The following is a 15,987-nucleotide window of genomic DNA, read 5'->3' on the forward strand; positions in this document are numbered from 1 at the left end:
CCTACAACTATCGATGCATTTATAGCCACAGCTCCTGGTGCCGACTGGGCTATGGCTGTCATATCTAGCATCTGATCCTTATCTATCCATTTTAATTTATCTACAAAGGTATCTTTCATCAAGGTTAGTATCACATAGCCTCCTCCAAAGGTGAAGGCTGATAGATACAGGGTTGATTTAAAGATTTGCCATAATTTGTTTTTCTTTTCCATAATTCTCTCTTTCTACCTATATCTTACTATATTTCTGGGTATAAGTAAGATGAGGTGGATATGAAATTAATACTAGCAGTAGATAAAAATTGGGCTATCGGTAGGGATAATAAAATGCTTTACAACCTAAAAAAGGATCTTAAGCATTTTAAGGAAACTACAACCGGCGGCCTTGTAATAATGGGAAGAAAGACTTTTGATTCTATGGGAAACGCCCTTCCAAACAGGGAAAACATCATCCTCAGCCGAGATGAAAATTTAAAACGTGATGGAGCTATGGTTTTTAATGAACCTAGTGAGATTATAAAATATGTAGAAAATTCTCCCAGAGAAGCCTTTGTAATAGGTGGATCTGAAATAGCGGATATTTTCCTTGCTAATATTGATGAGGCAATCATCACTAAAATCGATAGGGAAAGCGAGGCTGATACCTTCCTTCACAACTTTGATGAGGACCCTAATTTTGAAATAATAGAGGAAAGTGATTCCATAGATGATGGGGGAATAAAGATAAAATTTGTAAAATATAGGAGAAAGGGTAGAAAATGAAAGATAAAATATTGTTTGTAAGTGACCTTTGCCCAGATTGTGCTGGCATTTTAGGTGAAATCGAAGATGGTTCAAAAAAGTACTCTGACTATGATGTAGTAAACATCACTTCTTCCATGGCTAGTCTCAAACTGTTTTTAAAATACAGAGATACTCTTCCTGGCTATAAGGAAGTAAGAGAAAAGCACAAGGCAGGAGTGCCTTCTGTAGTTATAGGAGAAAATGAAGTAGAATTTTTATAAGTTTGTAATAAAAGGCCCGGCTTGATGCCGGGTCTATTTGTATAGTAATTTTTTAAAGAGTTTTATTTATTTTTTCCTTTAATATTCTGGTATCTTCTTCTACATCTGGGCTATCCATGATTGCCCTTACTACACATACTCCGTCTACTCCAGAGCCTTCTAAAATATCAACGTTATCGATATTTAGTCCACCTATGGCGTAGACATCTATGCCTACATTTTTCTTTATATCTATTAGAGTTTCTACGCTTGTTCTTTTGGTTTTGACGTGGGTTTTGGTTTCAAAAATCGCTCCCACTCCTAGGTAGTCTGCCCCATCGTTTTCTGCTCTTTGAGCTGCTTCTACTGACTTAGCTGTCGCTCCTATAAGGGCATCAGGTCCTAAAAGTTTCCTAGCGAGCTTAATTGGCATATCATCTGCACCAAGGTGGACTCCCACTCCAAGGGCCCAGGCTAAGTGAGGCTTATCATCAATTAGCATAGGAACCTTATAAGAATCACAAAGAGCTTTGACCTTTTTACCCAGGTCTAAAATCTCTAGGTCAGTCTTATCCTTTTCCCTCAGTTGGAGGATATCAACTCCTCCCTTAAGGGCAGCTTCTAGTCTTGCTAGGAATTCTTCCTCGCTGTACTTATCCGAATTTGTTACAAGATATAGTTTTTTCAAAATTTTATCTCCCTTACTTTTGCTTTTGCCAGAATTTCCTTGTTCTCTATCGTCGCTATTTCATCCATTAAATTTACAAAAAAAGTATAAAGCCTAGTTGTATCAGCTTTTTCTGCGGCAACTTCCATTACTAAAAGTCCTGCAATAGCTGCTGAAACAGGGTCTGTCACTGCCATTAAGCTTGAGATCATGGATGTTAACATGCAACCTGTGCCGGTAATTTTGCTTAGGTTTGCTACTCCATTAGTAACAGTGTGGTAGGCATTTTCCCCTACTACAAGGTCGGTTGTCCCTGTGACCACAACTGTCGTCTGATATTTTTTTGCAAGATTGCGGGCTTCATGGGCAATTTTTTCTATGTTTTCTCCCCTAAGCTCATCAGCTTTTCCCACATCTATCCCCCTAGCATTTGCACTTGACTCTGCCATGGCCCTTATTTCAGAACTGTTGCCCTTGATCATGTCAAAGTGGTATTTATCAAGGAGGTCCTTGGCGAAATTGTAGCGTAAAGTTGATGCTCCCACTCCTACCAGGTCAATGGCAAGAGGGATTTTTTTCTTATTTGCCGCAAAAGTCGCCCTTCTTATTGCATCCATTCTCTCACTTGTGATATTACCTAAGTTTACACTTAGAGAATCAGACATTTCTACAATTTCTGCCACTTCTTCCGGATGGGCGGCACAAATTGCCTTAGCTCCCATAAATAAGATGACATTTGCAACCATATTTATGGCAATGGGATGGGTAATGGCATGGACCAGGGGCGATTTTTCCTTTAAATCGTCCCTGGCCCTTAAAATATTTTCTAAATCTGTCAAGGCCTCTCCTTTATTATTACAAATTGATATAGTCTGTGAAAACTGGGGTCATGCCCAAGTCTTTGAGGTCCTTGAAGGTTTCCTCAGTTGATCTGCCATCGTCAATTTCAAATTGCTCATCACCTTCGTCAACACTCGCCTTTGATCTATGGCCTATAGATGTATCTACAGAAGCCGAAATTTTTGTTGCAGCGTAGCGGACAGCCAAGTCCCTAAAATCTTTAGATTCCCTAGTTGATAGGGTGATTGACGCAAATGGCATAAATATCCTTATAACTGCCATTATTTGGAAGAATTTTTTATCGTCAACTATATTAAAATGAAGACTATCGTCAGCCCCATGGGTTGGTCTTATCCTTGGCAAAGAAATAGCTATTTCTGTATGAGGATATTTTTTTTGGATCTCACTTGCGTGAATTGCTAGTTTAAAGGCTTCTTCGATTGGATCTCCCAGACCAAAAAGAGTACCGAAACCGACCCCCCTAAAGCCTGCCTTTAGGGCCCTTTCTTGGGTGTCAAACCTGTATGGGAAGGATCTTTTGTGGCCATATGGATGGTAGTAGTCATAAGTTTCTGGGTTGTAAGATTCTTGAAAAACTGTCACAAAATCTGCCCCAGCCTCTCTTAAAACTTTGTAATCTTCCACATTGGCAGGATAAACTTCAATTCCTATTACCTTAAAATACTTGCTAGCAATTTTACAGGCTTCGGCGATGTATTCTATGGACGAAAACTTTTTAGATTCGCCTGTCAAAATCAAAACATCTTCAATGCCTGTATCCGCTAGGGCTTTCATCTCAGCTTCGATTTCTTCATAGTTTAACTTGGCTCTTTTTATGTCAGATTTGGCCCTAAAACCGCAATACCTACAAGAATTTTCGCAATAATTTGCTATATAGATTGGAGAAAAGAGGCAGACATTGTTACCAAAATACCTAATCCTTTTTCCTTTGGCAACTTCAGCCATAGGTTCAAGATAGGCGATTGCTTCATCACTTAAGAGATTATATAAATCTCTAGCTGTAGGATTGGTTGCTTTTAGACTAGATATCACGTCAGCCTTAGTAACCTTAAGGCCTTTTAGATCTTCATAAGCTTTCTTTACTTTTTCTTTTATATCTGAATCGATTATATCCATGCCTGGAAAATAATCATGTACACTTTCTATATTCATATCAGTCAAAAAAGTCCCTTAGTGGAGAAGATGGGTCAGCACCAGATTCTAAAACTCTACCTGGTTTTGCAAGGTAGGCAAGTCTTCCTCCTTCAATGCCTAGCCTAAAGGCCTTAGCCATCATATTTATATCGCTGGCTGTTGCTATACCTGTGTTGGCCATGATAGCAGCTGCTCCCATTTCCATAGCTTCAGCTGCCTGGCTTGGCACACCAATTCCTGCATCAACTATTACTGGTAGGTCTACCTCATCGATTATAATCTTTATAAAGTCACGAGTAGCAAGGCCCCTATTTGACCCAATCGGACTTGCAAGAGGCATGATAGCAGCTGCTCCCGCATCTCTCATATCCCTTGCAAAGTTTAGGTCTGGATACATATAAGGAAGGACTACAAAGCCTTCTTTAGCGAGGATTTCTGTCGCCCTTAGGGTTTGGTCATTATCTGGTAAAAGATATTTTGAATCTCTCATAATTTCAATTTTTACAAAGTTACCACAACCCATTTCTCTAGCAAGCCTTGCTATCCTAATAGCTTCATCAGCATTTCTTGCTCCTGAAGTATTTGGTATTATTGTTACATTATCTGGTATATAGTTTAGGATATTTGCCACATCCTTGGTATTAGCCCTTCTAAGGGCTACTGTTATCATTTCTGAACCTGCAGATTTTACCGCTGCATCTATTAATTCTGGAGAATATTTGCCAGAGCCTAGGATAAATCTTGACTCAAACTTCTTATCTCCAAGCACTAAATAATCTTTATTTTCCATTTGCTTCTCCTATTATTATCTTAACTGCGCAGAGGGCTTCTAGGTTTGAAACAATCCCTATAAAAGGTGCGTACAAACCATCATCTGGAGTTGAATTAAAGTCCCCAACCATAGTTATATTATCTATTTGTTTTATCCTTATATCCTTAAAATCGCCCAGACCTGATAGGCCTGAAGCCATGACAAGCTTTTTGCCATCCTTTCCTAAAAAGTAATCAAAGACTAGGCTTTTCATCTCTTTTTTATCAAAGGCCTCTATAAAAATATCAGTTTTTTCTGCTATTTCTCCTAAATTTGCCTCTGATATGATAAGCTCATTTGCAACTACTTTTGTATAGGGAATAGTCTCTTCGATAAGCCTCTTTGTCTCAAAAACCTTAGATTTGCCAAGGTCAGAAATCTTGTAATTCTGCCTATTAAGGTTTGAGTATTCTACCCCATCAAAATCATAGATATAAAGCTTACCTACTCCACACCTAGCAAGGGTCATGGCTATATTTGATCCAAGTCCTCCACAGCCTAAAATTGAAACTGAAGCTTTTTCTAGGATATGGTTAAGATCTGGGTCTTGTCTTTTTAAAATCTTATCTCTCATATCAACCCCCTCCTACAAAGGAAAATACCTCAACCTTTAAATTATCCTCCATGATAAATTTATCAAAATTGACTTTTTTTACCAAGACCTCATCAACTTCGCAGGCTAAAAAGTCTGGATCGTAGTCATTTCTTAAAAGAAAATCCCTAAGATTTTCATCTTTCTTAAAATCTACCTCTTTATCATTAAGCCTTATCAAACTCTCACCTCCTCAAAAAAAGGCACAGAAAGGATAACCATACCCGAGGTGGTATGCCCCTTTTGTGCCTAAGCTCTCATATGTATCAGATTTTGTCTTTAAATTCAAAAAAGACCCCTATCAGGGGCCTTTAAACTCTAATTACAAGCTTTCTTACGCAGGTTCTAACCTTCCAAGTTTAAAGGGTTAATGGAAAAATCCATCTCTCAGCTAATTTGCACCCCTAGCCAATATTATTATAAGGCAAAAAAGAAAAATTTTCAATTTTTCTTTGCCTAATCTTTTATTTTTTATCCAAACTTTATCTATCTCTAAATTTTTTATATTTTACATAGGCATTAGCAGTCATTAAGATGGCAGCAAGTAGAATTAGCCACCAAAATTCATTACCCCTCTTATATTGGAGAAAGGTAAGGATATAGACTAGGACTGCTGTTATAGCTGATGTATAAAATTCTACCTTATCAAACTTAGTTTTTTTCATCGATAACTGCCCTCAATGTATTCCAAGAAAGTAGGGCGCAGTTTACCCTTTGTGGCATATTTTGAATATTCTTAAAGGCTACAGCGTCTTCAAGCTCTTCAAGTTCTTCATCTGTCACATCATCTCTTTTGATCATTCTTTGGTAGATATCTGCCATTTTATCAGCTTCTGCTAGACTTTTTCCAACTAGCATATCGCACATTACAGATGTGGCAGCTTGGCTAATGGCACAGCCATCTCCTGTGAAGGCTGCATCTGTTATCTTATCTCCATCGAGTTTTAATTGTAAAACTATCTCATCACCACAAGATGGATTGTGGCCGTCTTCTTTGATGTCAGCATCAGCTAGGTCATGTTTATTAGCTTGGTTTCTTGAATGATCTAGGATTATCTGACTATATATTTCTTGCATATCCATTATAGTCCCATCACCTTTCTTACTTCTCTTAAGCTTTTTGCAAAGATTTCAACCTCTTCTTTTGTATTATAAATTGCAAAAGATGCCCTGGCTGTAGATGAGATTCCAAGATAGGTGTGAAGAGGCATCGCACAATGGTGGCCACTTCTTACAGCTATATTTTTAGAATCTAGGATAGAGGCTATATCGTGTGGGTGGATATCATCAAAGGTAAAGGCTATTAAAGCACCTTCCTCAGCACTTGTCGGATGGATTATTTTAATATTTTCTATGTCTTTTATTAGATCATAGGCATAGTGGGTTAGGTCCACCTCGTGGGCGTGGATATTTTCCATGCCGATTTCTTCCACATATTTTATAGCTTCTATTAGGCCAATAACCCCGCCAACATTAGGAGTTCCTGCCTCAAATTTTATAGGCGCTTTGGCAAAGGTTGAATGATCTTCATAAACATATTCTATCATATCTCCGCCTAGGTTAAAAGGCTTCATCTTATCAAGTAGGTCATATTTGCCGTAAAGAACACCTATACCCATTGGAGCGTAGATCTTATGACCTGAAAATACTAAAAAGTCACAGTCTAAGTCTGTAACGTCAATTTTTTTGTGGGCAACAAGTTGGGCCGCATCTACTATGGTAGTTGCATTTACCTCCTTGGACCAGGCAATAATTTTTTTAAGATCAATAATCTCGCCAGTAACATTTGATGCACCAGTAATGGAAACTATCTTGGTTTTTTCATTTATCTTTGCCTTTACGTCTTTATAGTCAAGAGAGTGATCGTCATTTAAGTAAGCAAAAACTAATTTTGCCCCTGTTGCCTTTGCCACCATCTGCCAAGGAACAAGGTTGGCGTGGTGTTCAAGGATGGTGATTAAAATCTCATCTCCTGCCTTTAGATTATCTAGTCCATAGGAATAGGCAAGAAGGTTCATAGCCTCTGTAGTAGTCTTGGTGTAGACTATTTCGTTACGGGACTTGGCATTTATAAATTCTCTAACAACTTCCCTACCATTTTCATAGGCCTCTGTTGCTACCCAAGAAAGGTAGTGGGCACCCCTGTGAGGGTTGGCGTTTTTGTATTTGTAATAGGAATCAACTGCCTCTATGACTTGTTTGGGCTTTTGGCTGGTGGCTGCTGTATCTAGGTAGATTACATCCTTGCCAACCTTAGCTCCTTCAAGATAGGGAAAGTCTTTTCTAATTTGATCAAAATTCATACTAAATCCTGCTATTTAATTCGTGAACTTCAGCTGCTATTTTACTTCGAAGTTCTTCGTCTTCTATCTTATCAAGAGCTGGGGCAAAGTTTGCCTCAAGCATCATAGACTCTGCTTGTTTTTTGCTAAAACCACGGCTCATGATATAAAATAGCATCTCCTTATTCATCCTACCAACGCTTGCAGCGTGCTTGCCAGCTACTTCCCTTTCTTCGTTAAGTAGAACCGGGGCAGACTTATTGACAACCTCATCTGAAAGCATCATTGAATAATCACCAATCTTACCGTCAGCCTTGGTACAGCCGCGTCTTAGATCAACTATTCCCTTGAAATTTTTAACTGCCCTATCCTTTAAGGCTCCATTAAATAAGGTATCAGAATCTGTATTTATACCAAAATGCTCGTTTACAGCCATAAGGTCTAGGTATTCTTCCTCAGATTTGAAATATACTCCGTTTTGGGTAACCTTAGCTTCTTCACCTCTTAAGATATTTCTGATATTAACCATAGACTTTGTTGCACCTATTTCTATATAAGAAATATCAAGCTCTGCACGATCAGCTAGTCTTGTTGCAATTGAATTTAGGTTTGTAGAGTTGTTTTTAAGATCAACTACAACTACTAGTTTTACCTTAGAATCTTTCTCTAAGTTAACTAGGATTTGAGAATTTATAAAAATCTTTTCTTCAGCAAGGTCAGCAAAGTTTACTAAAAATGATGAAGAAGTATTTTCTCTTGCGTTTATTTCAATACTTGACACAAGGATGTTATTTTCATCATTTAGTTCTAGGTTTATAAATTCTGTATCCCTATTTTTATCTAGGTCAAAACTTAGGGAGTGGTTTCTAAAGTCTTTGTTTTCTTTATTTATTTCTGCGGAAAGTCCGTAGGTTTCACCTTCAAAGGCTTTTTGAACCTCACTTAGGCTTTCTCCTTTAGTTTTTCCGTAAAATGGCTGGTTTTTAATTTCTACTAGATCATAATCAGCGTTATTTAGACCTAGGTAAGCCCAAGTTGGGGCTCTCATTTCATTTATCTTTGTCATCAGCCGTTTGCTCCTTCCAATTCCATATCAATTAAGTTATTCATTTCAACTGCGTATTCTAGAGGTAAAAGCTTAGAAATAGGCTCAGCAAAACCTCTTACAATCATTGATTTGGCTTCATCTTCTGGAATACCCCTGCTCATTAGGTAAAATACCTGGCCTTGGTCAATAGAACCAATTTTTGCCTCATGGCCACAGTCTACATCATCATTTCTGATATCAAGTACTGGGATGGTATCTGATTGACTTTCCTCTGAAATCATGAGGTTTTCACAGTCTACAGTTGATTTTGACCCCCCGGAATTCTTTCTCATCTCTACAAGAGATCTGGTCATAGACTTACCATTACCTGCTGTAATTGACTTGGTTAGAGCTGTTGAGTAGGTATTTGGGGCAAGGTGGATCATAGAGCAACCATTGTCTATATACTGACCGTCACCTGCAAAGGTAATACCTGTATATTCTGCTCTCGCACCTTCTCCTGCAAGAACACTTGTCGGATAAAGCATAGATACTTTTGAACCAAAAGATCCTGATACCCAAATCATCTTGCCGCCTTCTTGGATGATGGCACGCTTGGTATTTAGGTTGTACATATTCCTAGACCAGTTTTCTATAGTAGAAAATCTAACTTCAGCATTTTTGCCGACAAAAATTTCTACAGAACCTGCGTGAAGGTTTACCACATTATATCTTGGCGCAGAACATCCCTCTATAAAGTGAACCTTAGCATTATCCTCAGCTATGATCATGGTATGCTCAAATTGGCCTGCACCTGGTGCATTTAGCCTGTAATAAGATTGGAGTGGGATATCAACCTTAACTCCTTCTGGCACATAGATTAAAGATCCTCCTGACCAAACAGCACCGTGTAGGGCTGCATACTTGTGAAGAGTTGGTGGGATAGCCTTTTGGAAGTATTTTTTAACCAGGTCTTCATGCTCTCTAATAGCAGTTGTAAAGTCCATAAAGATAACACCTTGATCTTCTAGGTGTTTTTGTATAGAGTGGTAAACTTCCTCACTATCGTATTGGGCACCAACACCTGCAAGACTTTCTTGCTCAGCTTGAGGAATACCCAATCTATCAAAGGTATCTTTGATATCATCTGGTAGGGCATCCCAAGTAGACTTCTTGTCTGTTGGTGGTTTTACGTAAGTTGTGATATCCTTCATATCAAGCTCTGATAAGTCTGGCCCCCAAGAAGGATTATCAATTTTTTCATAAAGTTCAAGAGACTTTAGTCTCCTTCTTCTCATCCATTCCGGTTCGTTTTTCTTATCAGATATTTCATTTACAATATCAGCATTGAGTCCTTTTTCTGTAATATCTGAGTATAAAAATTCATTAAAGAAATCATAGTAGCCTCGGTCTATGTCCTTTAATTGTTCTTCAATATTAATTTCTTTCATATTACACCCATTCGTAACCTTCGGCTTCGATCTTATCCATTAGGTTATCATCTCCTGTTTCTTGGATTATGCCGTCTTTTAGGATATGAACGTAGTCAGCTTTTATATTTGATAAAATTTCTCTGTGGTGGGTAATTAAAATAACAGATCTTTCCCCGTCTAAGAAGTTTTTAATACCTTCTGATACAATCCTCACCGCATCAACGTCAAGACCTGAGTCTGTCTCATCAAGTAAAGCAAGTTTTGGGCTTAGCATTTGCATTTGTAAAATTTCTGATTTCTTTCTTTCACCACCAGAAAAACCAACATTTACATACCTATTAGCATAGGAAGAATCTAGCTTTAACTCCTCCATTTCTTTGGTAAGCTTTTTATTAAAGGCTAAAATCTTTGGCTTATCACCTGTGATTTGCTCTTCAGAAATTCTTAAAAAGTCAGAAAGCTTTACACCAGGAATCTCATCTGGGTGTTGGAAGCTCATAAAGATACCAAGTCTAGCCCTCTTATCAACGCTAAGATCTGTTATATCTTCTCCTTCAAAGAAAATTCTTCCTTCTTTAACCTCATAAACTGGGTTTGCCATAATAGTATTCATAAGGGTTGATTTACCTGAACCATTGGCCCCCATAACAACGTGGACCTCACCCTTACCAACTGTTAAATTTATTCCTTTTAATATATCCTTATCTCCAGCCGAAACATGAAGATTTTCTATTTTTAATAAATCGTTCATTATCTACCTCTTTTATCTATTTTTCACTCTTTTAAATCATACCTTTTTGCTAGGGATTATCAATAATCCTGCGTTAATCAACATACCTTAAAAAAATAAAAAAACGAGCCAAAGCTCGTTAATTATTAAGTATGCTAATATTCATTCAATTTATTTTCAACTAAATCGATAAGACTTTTGACCGCTTCTTCTGCTTCGTCGCCTTCTGCTCTTATAGTTATCTCATCGCCTTTAGAAGCACTCATGCTCAGAACTGACATGATAGACTTAGCATTATAACTCCTTCCAGCTTTTTCAACAGTTATGTCACAAGGAAACTGGACAGCTTGTCTTATGAATATTGATGCTGGTCTAGCATGCAAACCAATTTCATTAGAAAGTGTTACTTTTTGTTCGTACATAGTACCTCCTTTGTTTAATATTTATCATCCTACTTTAGATGGTACTATAATTTTTGAAATTTGCAAACGATTTTTTGGTTAAATAGCCAGGCTGTTTTAGATTGCTTGTTTATCAAAGACTAATGGTAGTAAAAATTTTGTCAGCAAAGTTTTTACGTTTTTCAAAATTTCTCAAGGGGCAGAGCACCGCAGCAGAAATTTATGAAAAATCTTATGTAATTTTTTCATAAGAAGGCGACGAACAGGAGCCTTCGTTGAAAAAGATTACGTTCCTTAATTATTAATTTATAATTAATTGAAATATCATTTTGCGATGGGTTTTTTTCGTGGTAATTTATAGAATCTTAATTATTAGTTTTTTTGCTTCGTAATTTGGTAATATAAATTATTGTTTTATTTACTGTTGAATCTTCGTAATAAGGGAAGGCGGATAAGGTCGCTTCCTTTCAGCAAGCTTTTATTGGTAGGTGCATTACTTCGTTTTAGTCGTCGTATTTCCATACAGATTTCTAATCGTCGAGTTGCTAAAAGCTGATAACTCGGCTAGAGCCTCGAACAAATCAGCTTTTTAACGCAACTTTTGATTAGAAATCATTGCCCGATAGATTGGACATTTGTTCTCGTGGTTTGAGTTTTGCTTGGCTCGTTTGGCTTTCGCCAAACATTGCTGTTTGGGGTTTAATTTTTTATTTTAACTCTAATCAGATTCCTATACCATAATTGTTTTATTTACATGGCCAGAGGCTTCTCGACTACGCTCGAAGCGTGTAATGTGAATTAAAGCTATTCCTTGAAATTTTACATTTCTCTTTTTACTAAAATTAAATTAATACTTATAGATAAAAGTAAGAATAACCACCCTCGTCTCTGAAGCCCTATCCCAATCTTCTGAAAGAAGATTGATGGAAGGACTGATGCAGAGGCAGAGCGAAGTCGAGAGACCTCCTACATACACCTAAAGCTAGCTCTGGTCATACATTCATCATTACCTCAATATAATCATCACCTTATCTAAGCTATCAAAAGTTTCAATCCTTCTGGCTAATTTTATAAAATTTTTCAAATAAGAAAAACCACTTCATTTATAAAAACGAAGTGGTTTTGTGTTTTATACTAGATTCTTTCTAATAGTTCTATTAAGAATTTATAATTATTTGCTATTGATTTGATGTTTGCTCTTTCTTCTGGGCTGTGGGCGCCTTGTATTTCTGGGCCGAAGGAGATCATTTCTGTGTCTTTAAGGGTTTTTTTGAAGAGTCCGCATTCTAGGCCGCCGTGGGTTGTGGCGATTTCCATTTCGTCGCCGTGGGTGTCTTTCCAGACTTCTTTGGCAAGGTCTATAATTGGGCTTTCTTCTCTTTGCCAGCCTGAGTACTGGCTTGTAACTTTGGCTCTTCCTCCAAAGCTTTCTACGATTTTCTTTGAAATATTTGCCTTGTAGGCTTTTTGTGAGTCGATTTCTGACCTAAACATTGAAGAAATCCAGATTACATCTTCCCTATCTTCGATTATGCCTAGGTTTGAGCTGGTTACGATTGAATCACCAACTTTTTTGTAAAGGCCGTCTGGGATTACAAATAGTAGGTCGACTATTCTCTTTGATAAATCTTTTGTTAGAACTTCGCCATCAAAGGCCCCTTCTTTTACCCAAATATCTCCCTTTGGATCTACGTCTTTGTATTCGTTTTTAACTTCAGCAATTCTTTCTTCGATAAGTTTGATTGCCTCATTTTTATTTGGCACAGCTACTATAGCCTTTGCAGAAGATGCGATGGCATTTCTCTTTACACCACCAGAAATTGTTGCAATTTGAAGGCCTTCAATCCCTTCTAAAAGTCTTCCTAGGGTCTTATTGGCATTTAGTCTGAATTTATCAATTTCCATACCAGAGTGGCCACCTGCAAAGCCTTTTAGGCCTACTTCAATAATTTCGCCTTCTGCCTTTTCGTATTCTTTATCAAATTCAATTTCAAGGTCAAGTCCACCTGCACAGCCAACTGTGAGGATTCCTTCTTCTTCAGAGTCGATATTTAGAAGGTATTTTGCAGTAATTTGTGATAGGTCAAGCTTACCAGCGCCTCCCATTGAGGTTTCTTCTTCTGTTGTGATAATAGCTTCGATTGGGCCATGTTTTAAGCTATCGTCATCCAAAACTGCCATGGCAAAGGCAACTCCAATACCATTGTCAGCACCAAGGGTTGTCCCATCAGCTGTAAGCCAGCCGTCTTCTTCGATTAGCTTTATTGGGTCTTTTTCAAAATCGTGACTAGATCCCTCTTCTTTAACACAAACCATGTCCATGTGGCCTTGAAGGGCAACAATTGGGTGGTCTTCATAGCCCTCACTTGCGTCTTTTCTAATAATTACATTTAGGGCGTCATCTTGAATGACTTCTAAATTTCTCTCTTTGGCAAAGTTTACCAAAAAGTCTGATACTTCTTTTTCGTTGCTAGATTCTCTAGGAATTTTGGCAAGCTCTTTAAAATATTTTAAAACTATGTCAGAATAATTTTTTTCCATTTTTATCTCCTTATCTTAATAATCATCTCGTTCTTGGCAGCAAGACTCTTTTCAAAATCCTTGTAATAATCTCTTAGATTTCTAGGATTTCTAAATTTTTCACCATTAATAAGCTTGGAATTTGCGTTCATCCCAAGGCCAAGAATCGATGCGATTTCTTCATTTATGATTATATTATACCTCTGGGCCGTATTATTTCTTTGATAGCCAACATTTTCTAGGTTGGAAATTATATTTTTTTGCCTATAAAGATAATAAGGCTCATAGGCCATTTCTTTTGTAAAATTAGCTATTTTCTCAGAAATTTTAAGACTTGCTTCTATCTCGCCTGTTTTATCAGCTTCATCGTATTTAGACCCAGATTTTATGGCCAGGGCGTGGAAGGTGATATTATCTGGAAGAAGATTTTCTAAAATCTCAAAATTTTTCTCAAAAGACTTATAAGCTTCGCCAGGAAGACCGATTATAAAGTCCATGTTTACTATAAATCCGAGTTCTTTGGCATAGGCATAGATATCTAGAAAATGGTCCATATCTATGTCCCTATTAAGATTTTGGAGAATTACCCTATTAAAGGTCTGAGGATTTAGGGAAATTCTCGAAACTCCTCCCGCCTTTAAAATATCAAGCTTATCCTTATCGAGTGTATCTTCCCTGCCAGCTTCAAAAGTCAGCTCCTTGTAGGAAAACTTCTCATTTATTGCAGAAAGTATTCTTTCTATCTCTCTATGGGTCAAAAAAGAAGGAGTTCCCCCGCCAATGTAGATTGCATCAAGCTTTGAGGCAAGCTTAATCCCTTCAATCTCTTTTATAAGATAATCAACATAGACTCCCTTATCGTGGTGGGCACCGATTAAAGTCGGATAGGAGCAGTAATCGCACCTGGTCGGGCAAAAGGGAATGTTAATATAGAGACTAAAATCATCCGGAGAAAAATCTAGCCTGTCTTGGCTTTCCTTAACCTTTCTAAGAAGCTTTAGCTTTTCATCTGACAATTTGTAGGTCCTTTTAATCTCATCTAGACTTTTGTTTTTAAGAAGCTTTGAAGGTTTGGATCCGGTAAGGGTCCCCCAAGGCGATTTGTATGAGGTTTTATCTACCAAGATGTCATAAAGATGAGATTTTAATTCATTATTAGTTGAAAAATGAATTTTTTCGTCCTTGTAAGTCAAATACGATTCATAAATTCCTATGTCCGCCAAAGTGCTTTTCTCTACAAAAGCAAAATCTTTTTGGTCGTAGAAAATATTTAAAATATCATATACAATTTTTCTTTTATTTTCATTTTCTAAGTAAATTCTCATAATTTTCCTATAAAAAAAGGGCAAATGCCCTTTTGTGTGAATATATCCATAAATCTGAAGTCTCTAATATATGGATTTCATCCTCATTTCATTTGTCGAAATGACGTCCTGCAAATTTTATCAAAAGCTAAATATCTAGCCCTTATTCTTGTGTCAAAAATTTCTCTGCCCAAGCCCTATCTATCATTAGTTCCATATCCTTTTTTAGAAATTCAGAATAATTTTTGACTATAGTATCATAAAGAACGTCAGAAAAATCAAGACTTAGGCCTACATTTAGGTTTGTTGTTAGGTAAAATTTGCCGTCACCCTTGTAGGTCATTTCCTTGATGTCACTTGCCTTGTAAGCAAAATCTTCACTATTTATTAGGAAATATTTCATAAGCTCAACTACCTTATCATTAAGGCCTGCTTCAAAGATTGCAATTTTCTCTCTAAGCATATCATAATTGCAAGTGACCCTTAGGGTATGCTTGATAAGCTCGTCTTTCCTAGCCGCCCCAATTAGGCCAAGCGATGTGGAAAAGGCAAGCCTTGCCTTCCTATCTACAAAAGCTGGGTCGTTTACAATCATAAATTGGTTGATTTCATCTGTATAGGCAAAGCGGTAGTTTAGGATAAATTCATTGCCGCAAGATGGGCAAGTAAGGCCTGCAAAATCGCCCGCCTTTATCCTTTCATTTTCTTCGCCTGTTGAAAATATTGCTGTTGGTAAATTTTCTTCAAATTCGTGCTTACATTTTGGACAAGTTATACCAAAAGTTTTTTCTCTTCTTTTCATATCTTACCTTTCTCTTCTTAAGCTTATTCTATATTTACCCAAAAGACGACCTTAGTCTTCAATTTTGACTGCTTTTAGGAGAGGGATAGCAACAATTGTTGCGATAATTATTGAAACTATGGCGTTGATTGTAGATACTGTTCCCTTTTGGACAAGCTCTGTCATATTAGCTTCCCAAGTAAATCCAAGTATATACTTATTTTTGATAAAGGCCTTTAGTAGATATAAGAAAATATAGGTGATTTGACCAAGAACATTGGCAAGGATAAGCCTTGGAGTATTCACAAGTTTTTTCCTATTTTTATATATCATTCCTGCCACAAAGCCCATAGCAAATTTTGAAATAAAGGTGATTGGGGCACTTGTAAAATAAACTGGGTCAAATAAATCAAAAAGTGCAGATCCAAGTCCGGCCGATATTCCACCGTAAACAGGTCCAAG

20 protein-coding genes and 1 riboswitch are annotated in these 15,987 nt (G+C 37.3%); of the genes, 2 read left to right on the forward strand and 18 right to left on the reverse strand.

What is annotated here, in order from left to right; all coding sequences use genetic code 11:
- Positions 1 to 212, reverse strand: a 212-nt coding sequence (locus tag Q0410_RS00320) for a chromate transporter (protein ID WP_299031488.1), incomplete at its 3' end; no start/stop codon positions are given.
- A 60-nt stretch (positions 213 to 272) separates the two neighbouring features.
- Here Q0410_RS00320 and Q0410_RS00325 point away from each other — a divergent pair.
- Together Q0410_RS00325 and Q0410_RS00330 are read left to right on the forward strand one after the other, a co-directional pair.
- On the forward strand, positions 273 to 761 hold the full coding sequence (locus Q0410_RS00325) for a dihydrofolate reductase (protein WP_299031490.1): 489 nt from the start codon (positions 273 to 275) through the stop codon (positions 759 to 761).
- On the forward strand, positions 758 to 1,003 hold the full coding sequence (locus Q0410_RS00330; RefSeq protein ID WP_299031492.1) for a hypothetical protein: 246 nt from the start codon (positions 758 to 760) through the stop codon (positions 1,001 to 1,003). Before Q0410_RS00325 ends, Q0410_RS00330 begins: the two co-directional genes overlap by 4 nt.
- A 52-nt stretch (positions 1,004 to 1,055) precedes the next feature.
- Here the strand turns inward: Q0410_RS00330 and thiE are convergent, their stop codons facing one another.
- The 17 genes from thiE to Q0410_RS00415 form a co-directional block, all read right to left on the reverse strand.
- Positions 1,056 to 1,670: a thiamine phosphate synthase gene (gene thiE / locus Q0410_RS00335; RefSeq protein ID WP_299031494.1), complete on the reverse strand. Its 615-nt coding sequence runs from the start codon at positions 1,668 to 1,670 to the stop codon at positions 1,056 to 1,058.
- Positions 1,667 to 2,488 carry a hydroxyethylthiazole kinase gene (gene thiM / locus Q0410_RS00340; protein WP_299031497.1) on the reverse strand — a complete coding sequence of 274 codons (822 nt, stop codon included), beginning with the start codon at positions 2,486 to 2,488 and terminating at the stop codon, positions 1,667 to 1,669. The genes thiE and thiM overlap by 4 nt, the downstream gene beginning before the upstream one ends.
- A 16-nt stretch (positions 2,489 to 2,504) precedes the next feature.
- Positions 2,505 to 3,662, reverse strand: coding sequence for a 2-iminoacetate synthase ThiH (gene thiH / locus Q0410_RS00345; protein ID WP_299031544.1), 1,158 nt, complete (start codon positions 3,660 to 3,662; stop codon positions 2,505 to 2,507).
- Between the two features lies 1 nt (position 3,663).
- Entirely contained in the window at positions 3,664 to 4,434 is a 771-nt protein-coding gene (locus Q0410_RS00350) for a thiazole synthase (RefSeq protein WP_299031500.1), read from the reverse strand.
- The gene (gene thiF / locus Q0410_RS00355; RefSeq protein ID WP_299031503.1) at positions 4,424 to 5,029 is read right to left on the reverse strand and encodes a sulfur carrier protein ThiS adenylyltransferase ThiF; all 606 of its coding nucleotides are present in this window, start codon (positions 5,027 to 5,029) and stop codon (positions 4,424 to 4,426) included. Before thiF ends, Q0410_RS00350 begins: the two co-directional genes overlap by 11 nt.
- A gap of 1 nt (position 5,030) precedes the next feature.
- The gene (thiS, locus tag Q0410_RS00360) at positions 5,031 to 5,228 is read right to left on the reverse strand and encodes a sulfur carrier protein ThiS (RefSeq protein WP_299031506.1); all 198 of its coding nucleotides are present in this window, start codon (positions 5,226 to 5,228) and stop codon (positions 5,031 to 5,033) included.
- A gap of 133 nt (positions 5,229 to 5,361) precedes the next feature.
- A riboswitch (TPP riboswitch) is annotated at positions 5,362 to 5,463 on the reverse strand.
- 66 nt (positions 5,464 to 5,529) lie between these two features.
- The gene (locus Q0410_RS00365; protein ID WP_299031508.1) at positions 5,530 to 5,712 is read right to left on the reverse strand and encodes a hypothetical protein; all 183 of its coding nucleotides are present in this window, start codon (positions 5,710 to 5,712) and stop codon (positions 5,530 to 5,532) included.
- Positions 5,699 to 6,130, reverse strand: a complete 432-nt coding sequence (sufU, locus tag Q0410_RS00370) for a Fe-S cluster assembly sulfur transfer protein SufU (RefSeq protein WP_299031511.1) — start codon at positions 6,128 to 6,130, stop codon at positions 5,699 to 5,701. Before sufU ends, Q0410_RS00365 begins: the two co-directional genes overlap by 14 nt.
- Positions 6,130 to 7,350, reverse strand: coding sequence for an aminotransferase class V-fold PLP-dependent enzyme (locus Q0410_RS00375; protein ID WP_299031514.1), 1,221 nt, complete (start codon positions 7,348 to 7,350; stop codon positions 6,130 to 6,132). The genes sufU and Q0410_RS00375 overlap by 1 nt, the downstream gene beginning before the upstream one ends.
- Position 7,351: 1 nt before the next feature.
- Positions 7,352 to 8,395: a SufD family Fe-S cluster assembly protein gene (locus tag Q0410_RS00380; protein WP_299031517.1), complete on the reverse strand. Its 1,044-nt coding sequence runs from the start codon at positions 8,393 to 8,395 to the stop codon at positions 7,352 to 7,354.
- On the reverse strand, positions 8,395 to 9,807 hold the full coding sequence (sufB, locus tag Q0410_RS00385; RefSeq protein ID WP_299031521.1) for a Fe-S cluster assembly protein SufB: 1,413 nt from the start codon (positions 9,805 to 9,807) through the stop codon (positions 8,395 to 8,397). The genes Q0410_RS00380 and sufB overlap by 1 nt, the downstream gene beginning before the upstream one ends.
- Position 9,808: 1 nt before the next feature.
- Complete coding sequence (gene sufC / locus Q0410_RS00390) at positions 9,809 to 10,540, reverse strand: Fe-S cluster assembly ATPase SufC (protein ID WP_299031524.1); 732 nt, start codon at positions 10,538 to 10,540, stop codon at positions 9,809 to 9,811.
- A gap of 134 nt (positions 10,541 to 10,674) precedes the next feature.
- The gene (locus tag Q0410_RS00395; protein WP_299031527.1) at positions 10,675 to 10,941 is read right to left on the reverse strand and encodes an HPr family phosphocarrier protein; all 267 of its coding nucleotides are present in this window, start codon (positions 10,939 to 10,941) and stop codon (positions 10,675 to 10,677) included.
- 1,113 nt (positions 10,942 to 12,054) lie between these two features.
- A complete protein-coding gene (pepD, locus tag Q0410_RS00400) occupies positions 12,055 to 13,461 on the reverse strand; it encodes a beta-Ala-His dipeptidase (RefSeq protein ID WP_299031530.1) in 1,407 nt (468 codons plus the stop codon).
- A 2-nt stretch (positions 13,462 to 13,463) separates the two neighbouring features.
- Positions 13,464 to 14,765, reverse strand: coding sequence for a coproporphyrinogen dehydrogenase HemZ (hemZ, locus tag Q0410_RS00405; protein ID WP_299031533.1), 1,302 nt, complete (start codon positions 14,763 to 14,765; stop codon positions 13,464 to 13,466).
- 142 nt (positions 14,766 to 14,907) lie between these two features.
- Positions 14,908 to 15,546, reverse strand: a complete 639-nt coding sequence (locus Q0410_RS00410; RefSeq protein ID WP_299031536.1) for a CpXC domain-containing protein — start codon at positions 15,544 to 15,546, stop codon at positions 14,908 to 14,910.
- Positions 15,547 to 15,597: 51 nt separating this feature from the next.
- Positions 15,598 to 15,987: ECF transporter S component (locus tag Q0410_RS00415; RefSeq protein ID WP_299031541.1), on the reverse strand; the 390-nt coding region annotated here is incomplete at its 5' end.

Source organism: uncultured Anaerococcus sp., from assembly GCF_937934665.1.
GTDB lineage: Bacteria > Bacillota > Clostridia > Tissierellales > Peptoniphilaceae > Anaerococcus.

Bases quoted from the DNA above. Each gene is read 5' to 3' on its own strand.
- Q0410_RS00325 (WP_299031490.1), top strand. From the start codon at position 273: ATGAAATTAATACTAGCAGTAGATAAAAATTGGGCTATCGGTAGGGAT.
- Q0410_RS00330 (WP_299031492.1), top strand. From the start codon at position 758: ATGAAAGATAAAATATTGTTTGTAAGTGACCTTTGCCCAGATTGTGCT.
- thiH (WP_299031544.1), bottom strand. From the start codon at position 3,662: ATGAATATAGAAAGTGTACATGATTATTTTCCAGGCATGGATATAATC.
- Q0410_RS00350 (WP_299031500.1), bottom strand. From the start codon at position 4,434: ATGGAAAATAAAGATTATTTAGTGCTTGGAGATAAGAAGTTTGAGTCA.
- thiF (WP_299031503.1), bottom strand. From the start codon at position 5,029: ATGAGAGATAAGATTTTAAAAAGACAAGACCCAGATCTTAACCATATC.
- Q0410_RS00365 (WP_299031508.1), bottom strand. From the start codon at position 5,712: ATGAAAAAAACTAAGTTTGATAAGGTAGAATTTTATACATCAGCTATA.
- sufU (WP_299031511.1), bottom strand. From the start codon at position 6,130: ATGGATATGCAAGAAATATATAGTCAGATAATCCTAGATCATTCAAGA.
- Q0410_RS00375 (WP_299031514.1), bottom strand. From the start codon at position 7,350: ATGAATTTTGATCAAATTAGAAAAGACTTTCCCTATCTTGAAGGAGCT.
- Q0410_RS00380 (WP_299031517.1), bottom strand. From the start codon at position 8,395: ATGACAAAGATAAATGAAATGAGAGCCCCAACTTGGGCTTACCTAGGT.
- sufB (WP_299031521.1), bottom strand. From the start codon at position 9,807: ATGAAAGAAATTAATATTGAAGAACAATTAAAGGACATAGACCGAGGC.
- sufC (WP_299031524.1), bottom strand. From the start codon at position 10,540: ATGAACGATTTATTAAAAATAGAAAATCTTCATGTTTCGGCTGGAGAT.
- Q0410_RS00395 (WP_299031527.1), bottom strand. From the start codon at position 10,941: ATGTACGAACAAAAAGTAACACTTTCTAATGAAATTGGTTTGCATGCT.
- pepD (WP_299031530.1), bottom strand. From the start codon at position 13,461: ATGGAAAAAAATTATTCTGACATAGTTTTAAAATATTTTAAAGAGCTT.
- hemZ (WP_299031533.1), bottom strand. From the start codon at position 14,765: ATGAGAATTTACTTAGAAAATGAAAATAAAAGAAAAATTGTATATGAT.
- Q0410_RS00410 (WP_299031536.1), bottom strand. From the start codon at position 15,546: ATGAAAAGAAGAGAAAAAACTTTTGGTATAACTTGTCCAAAATGTAAG.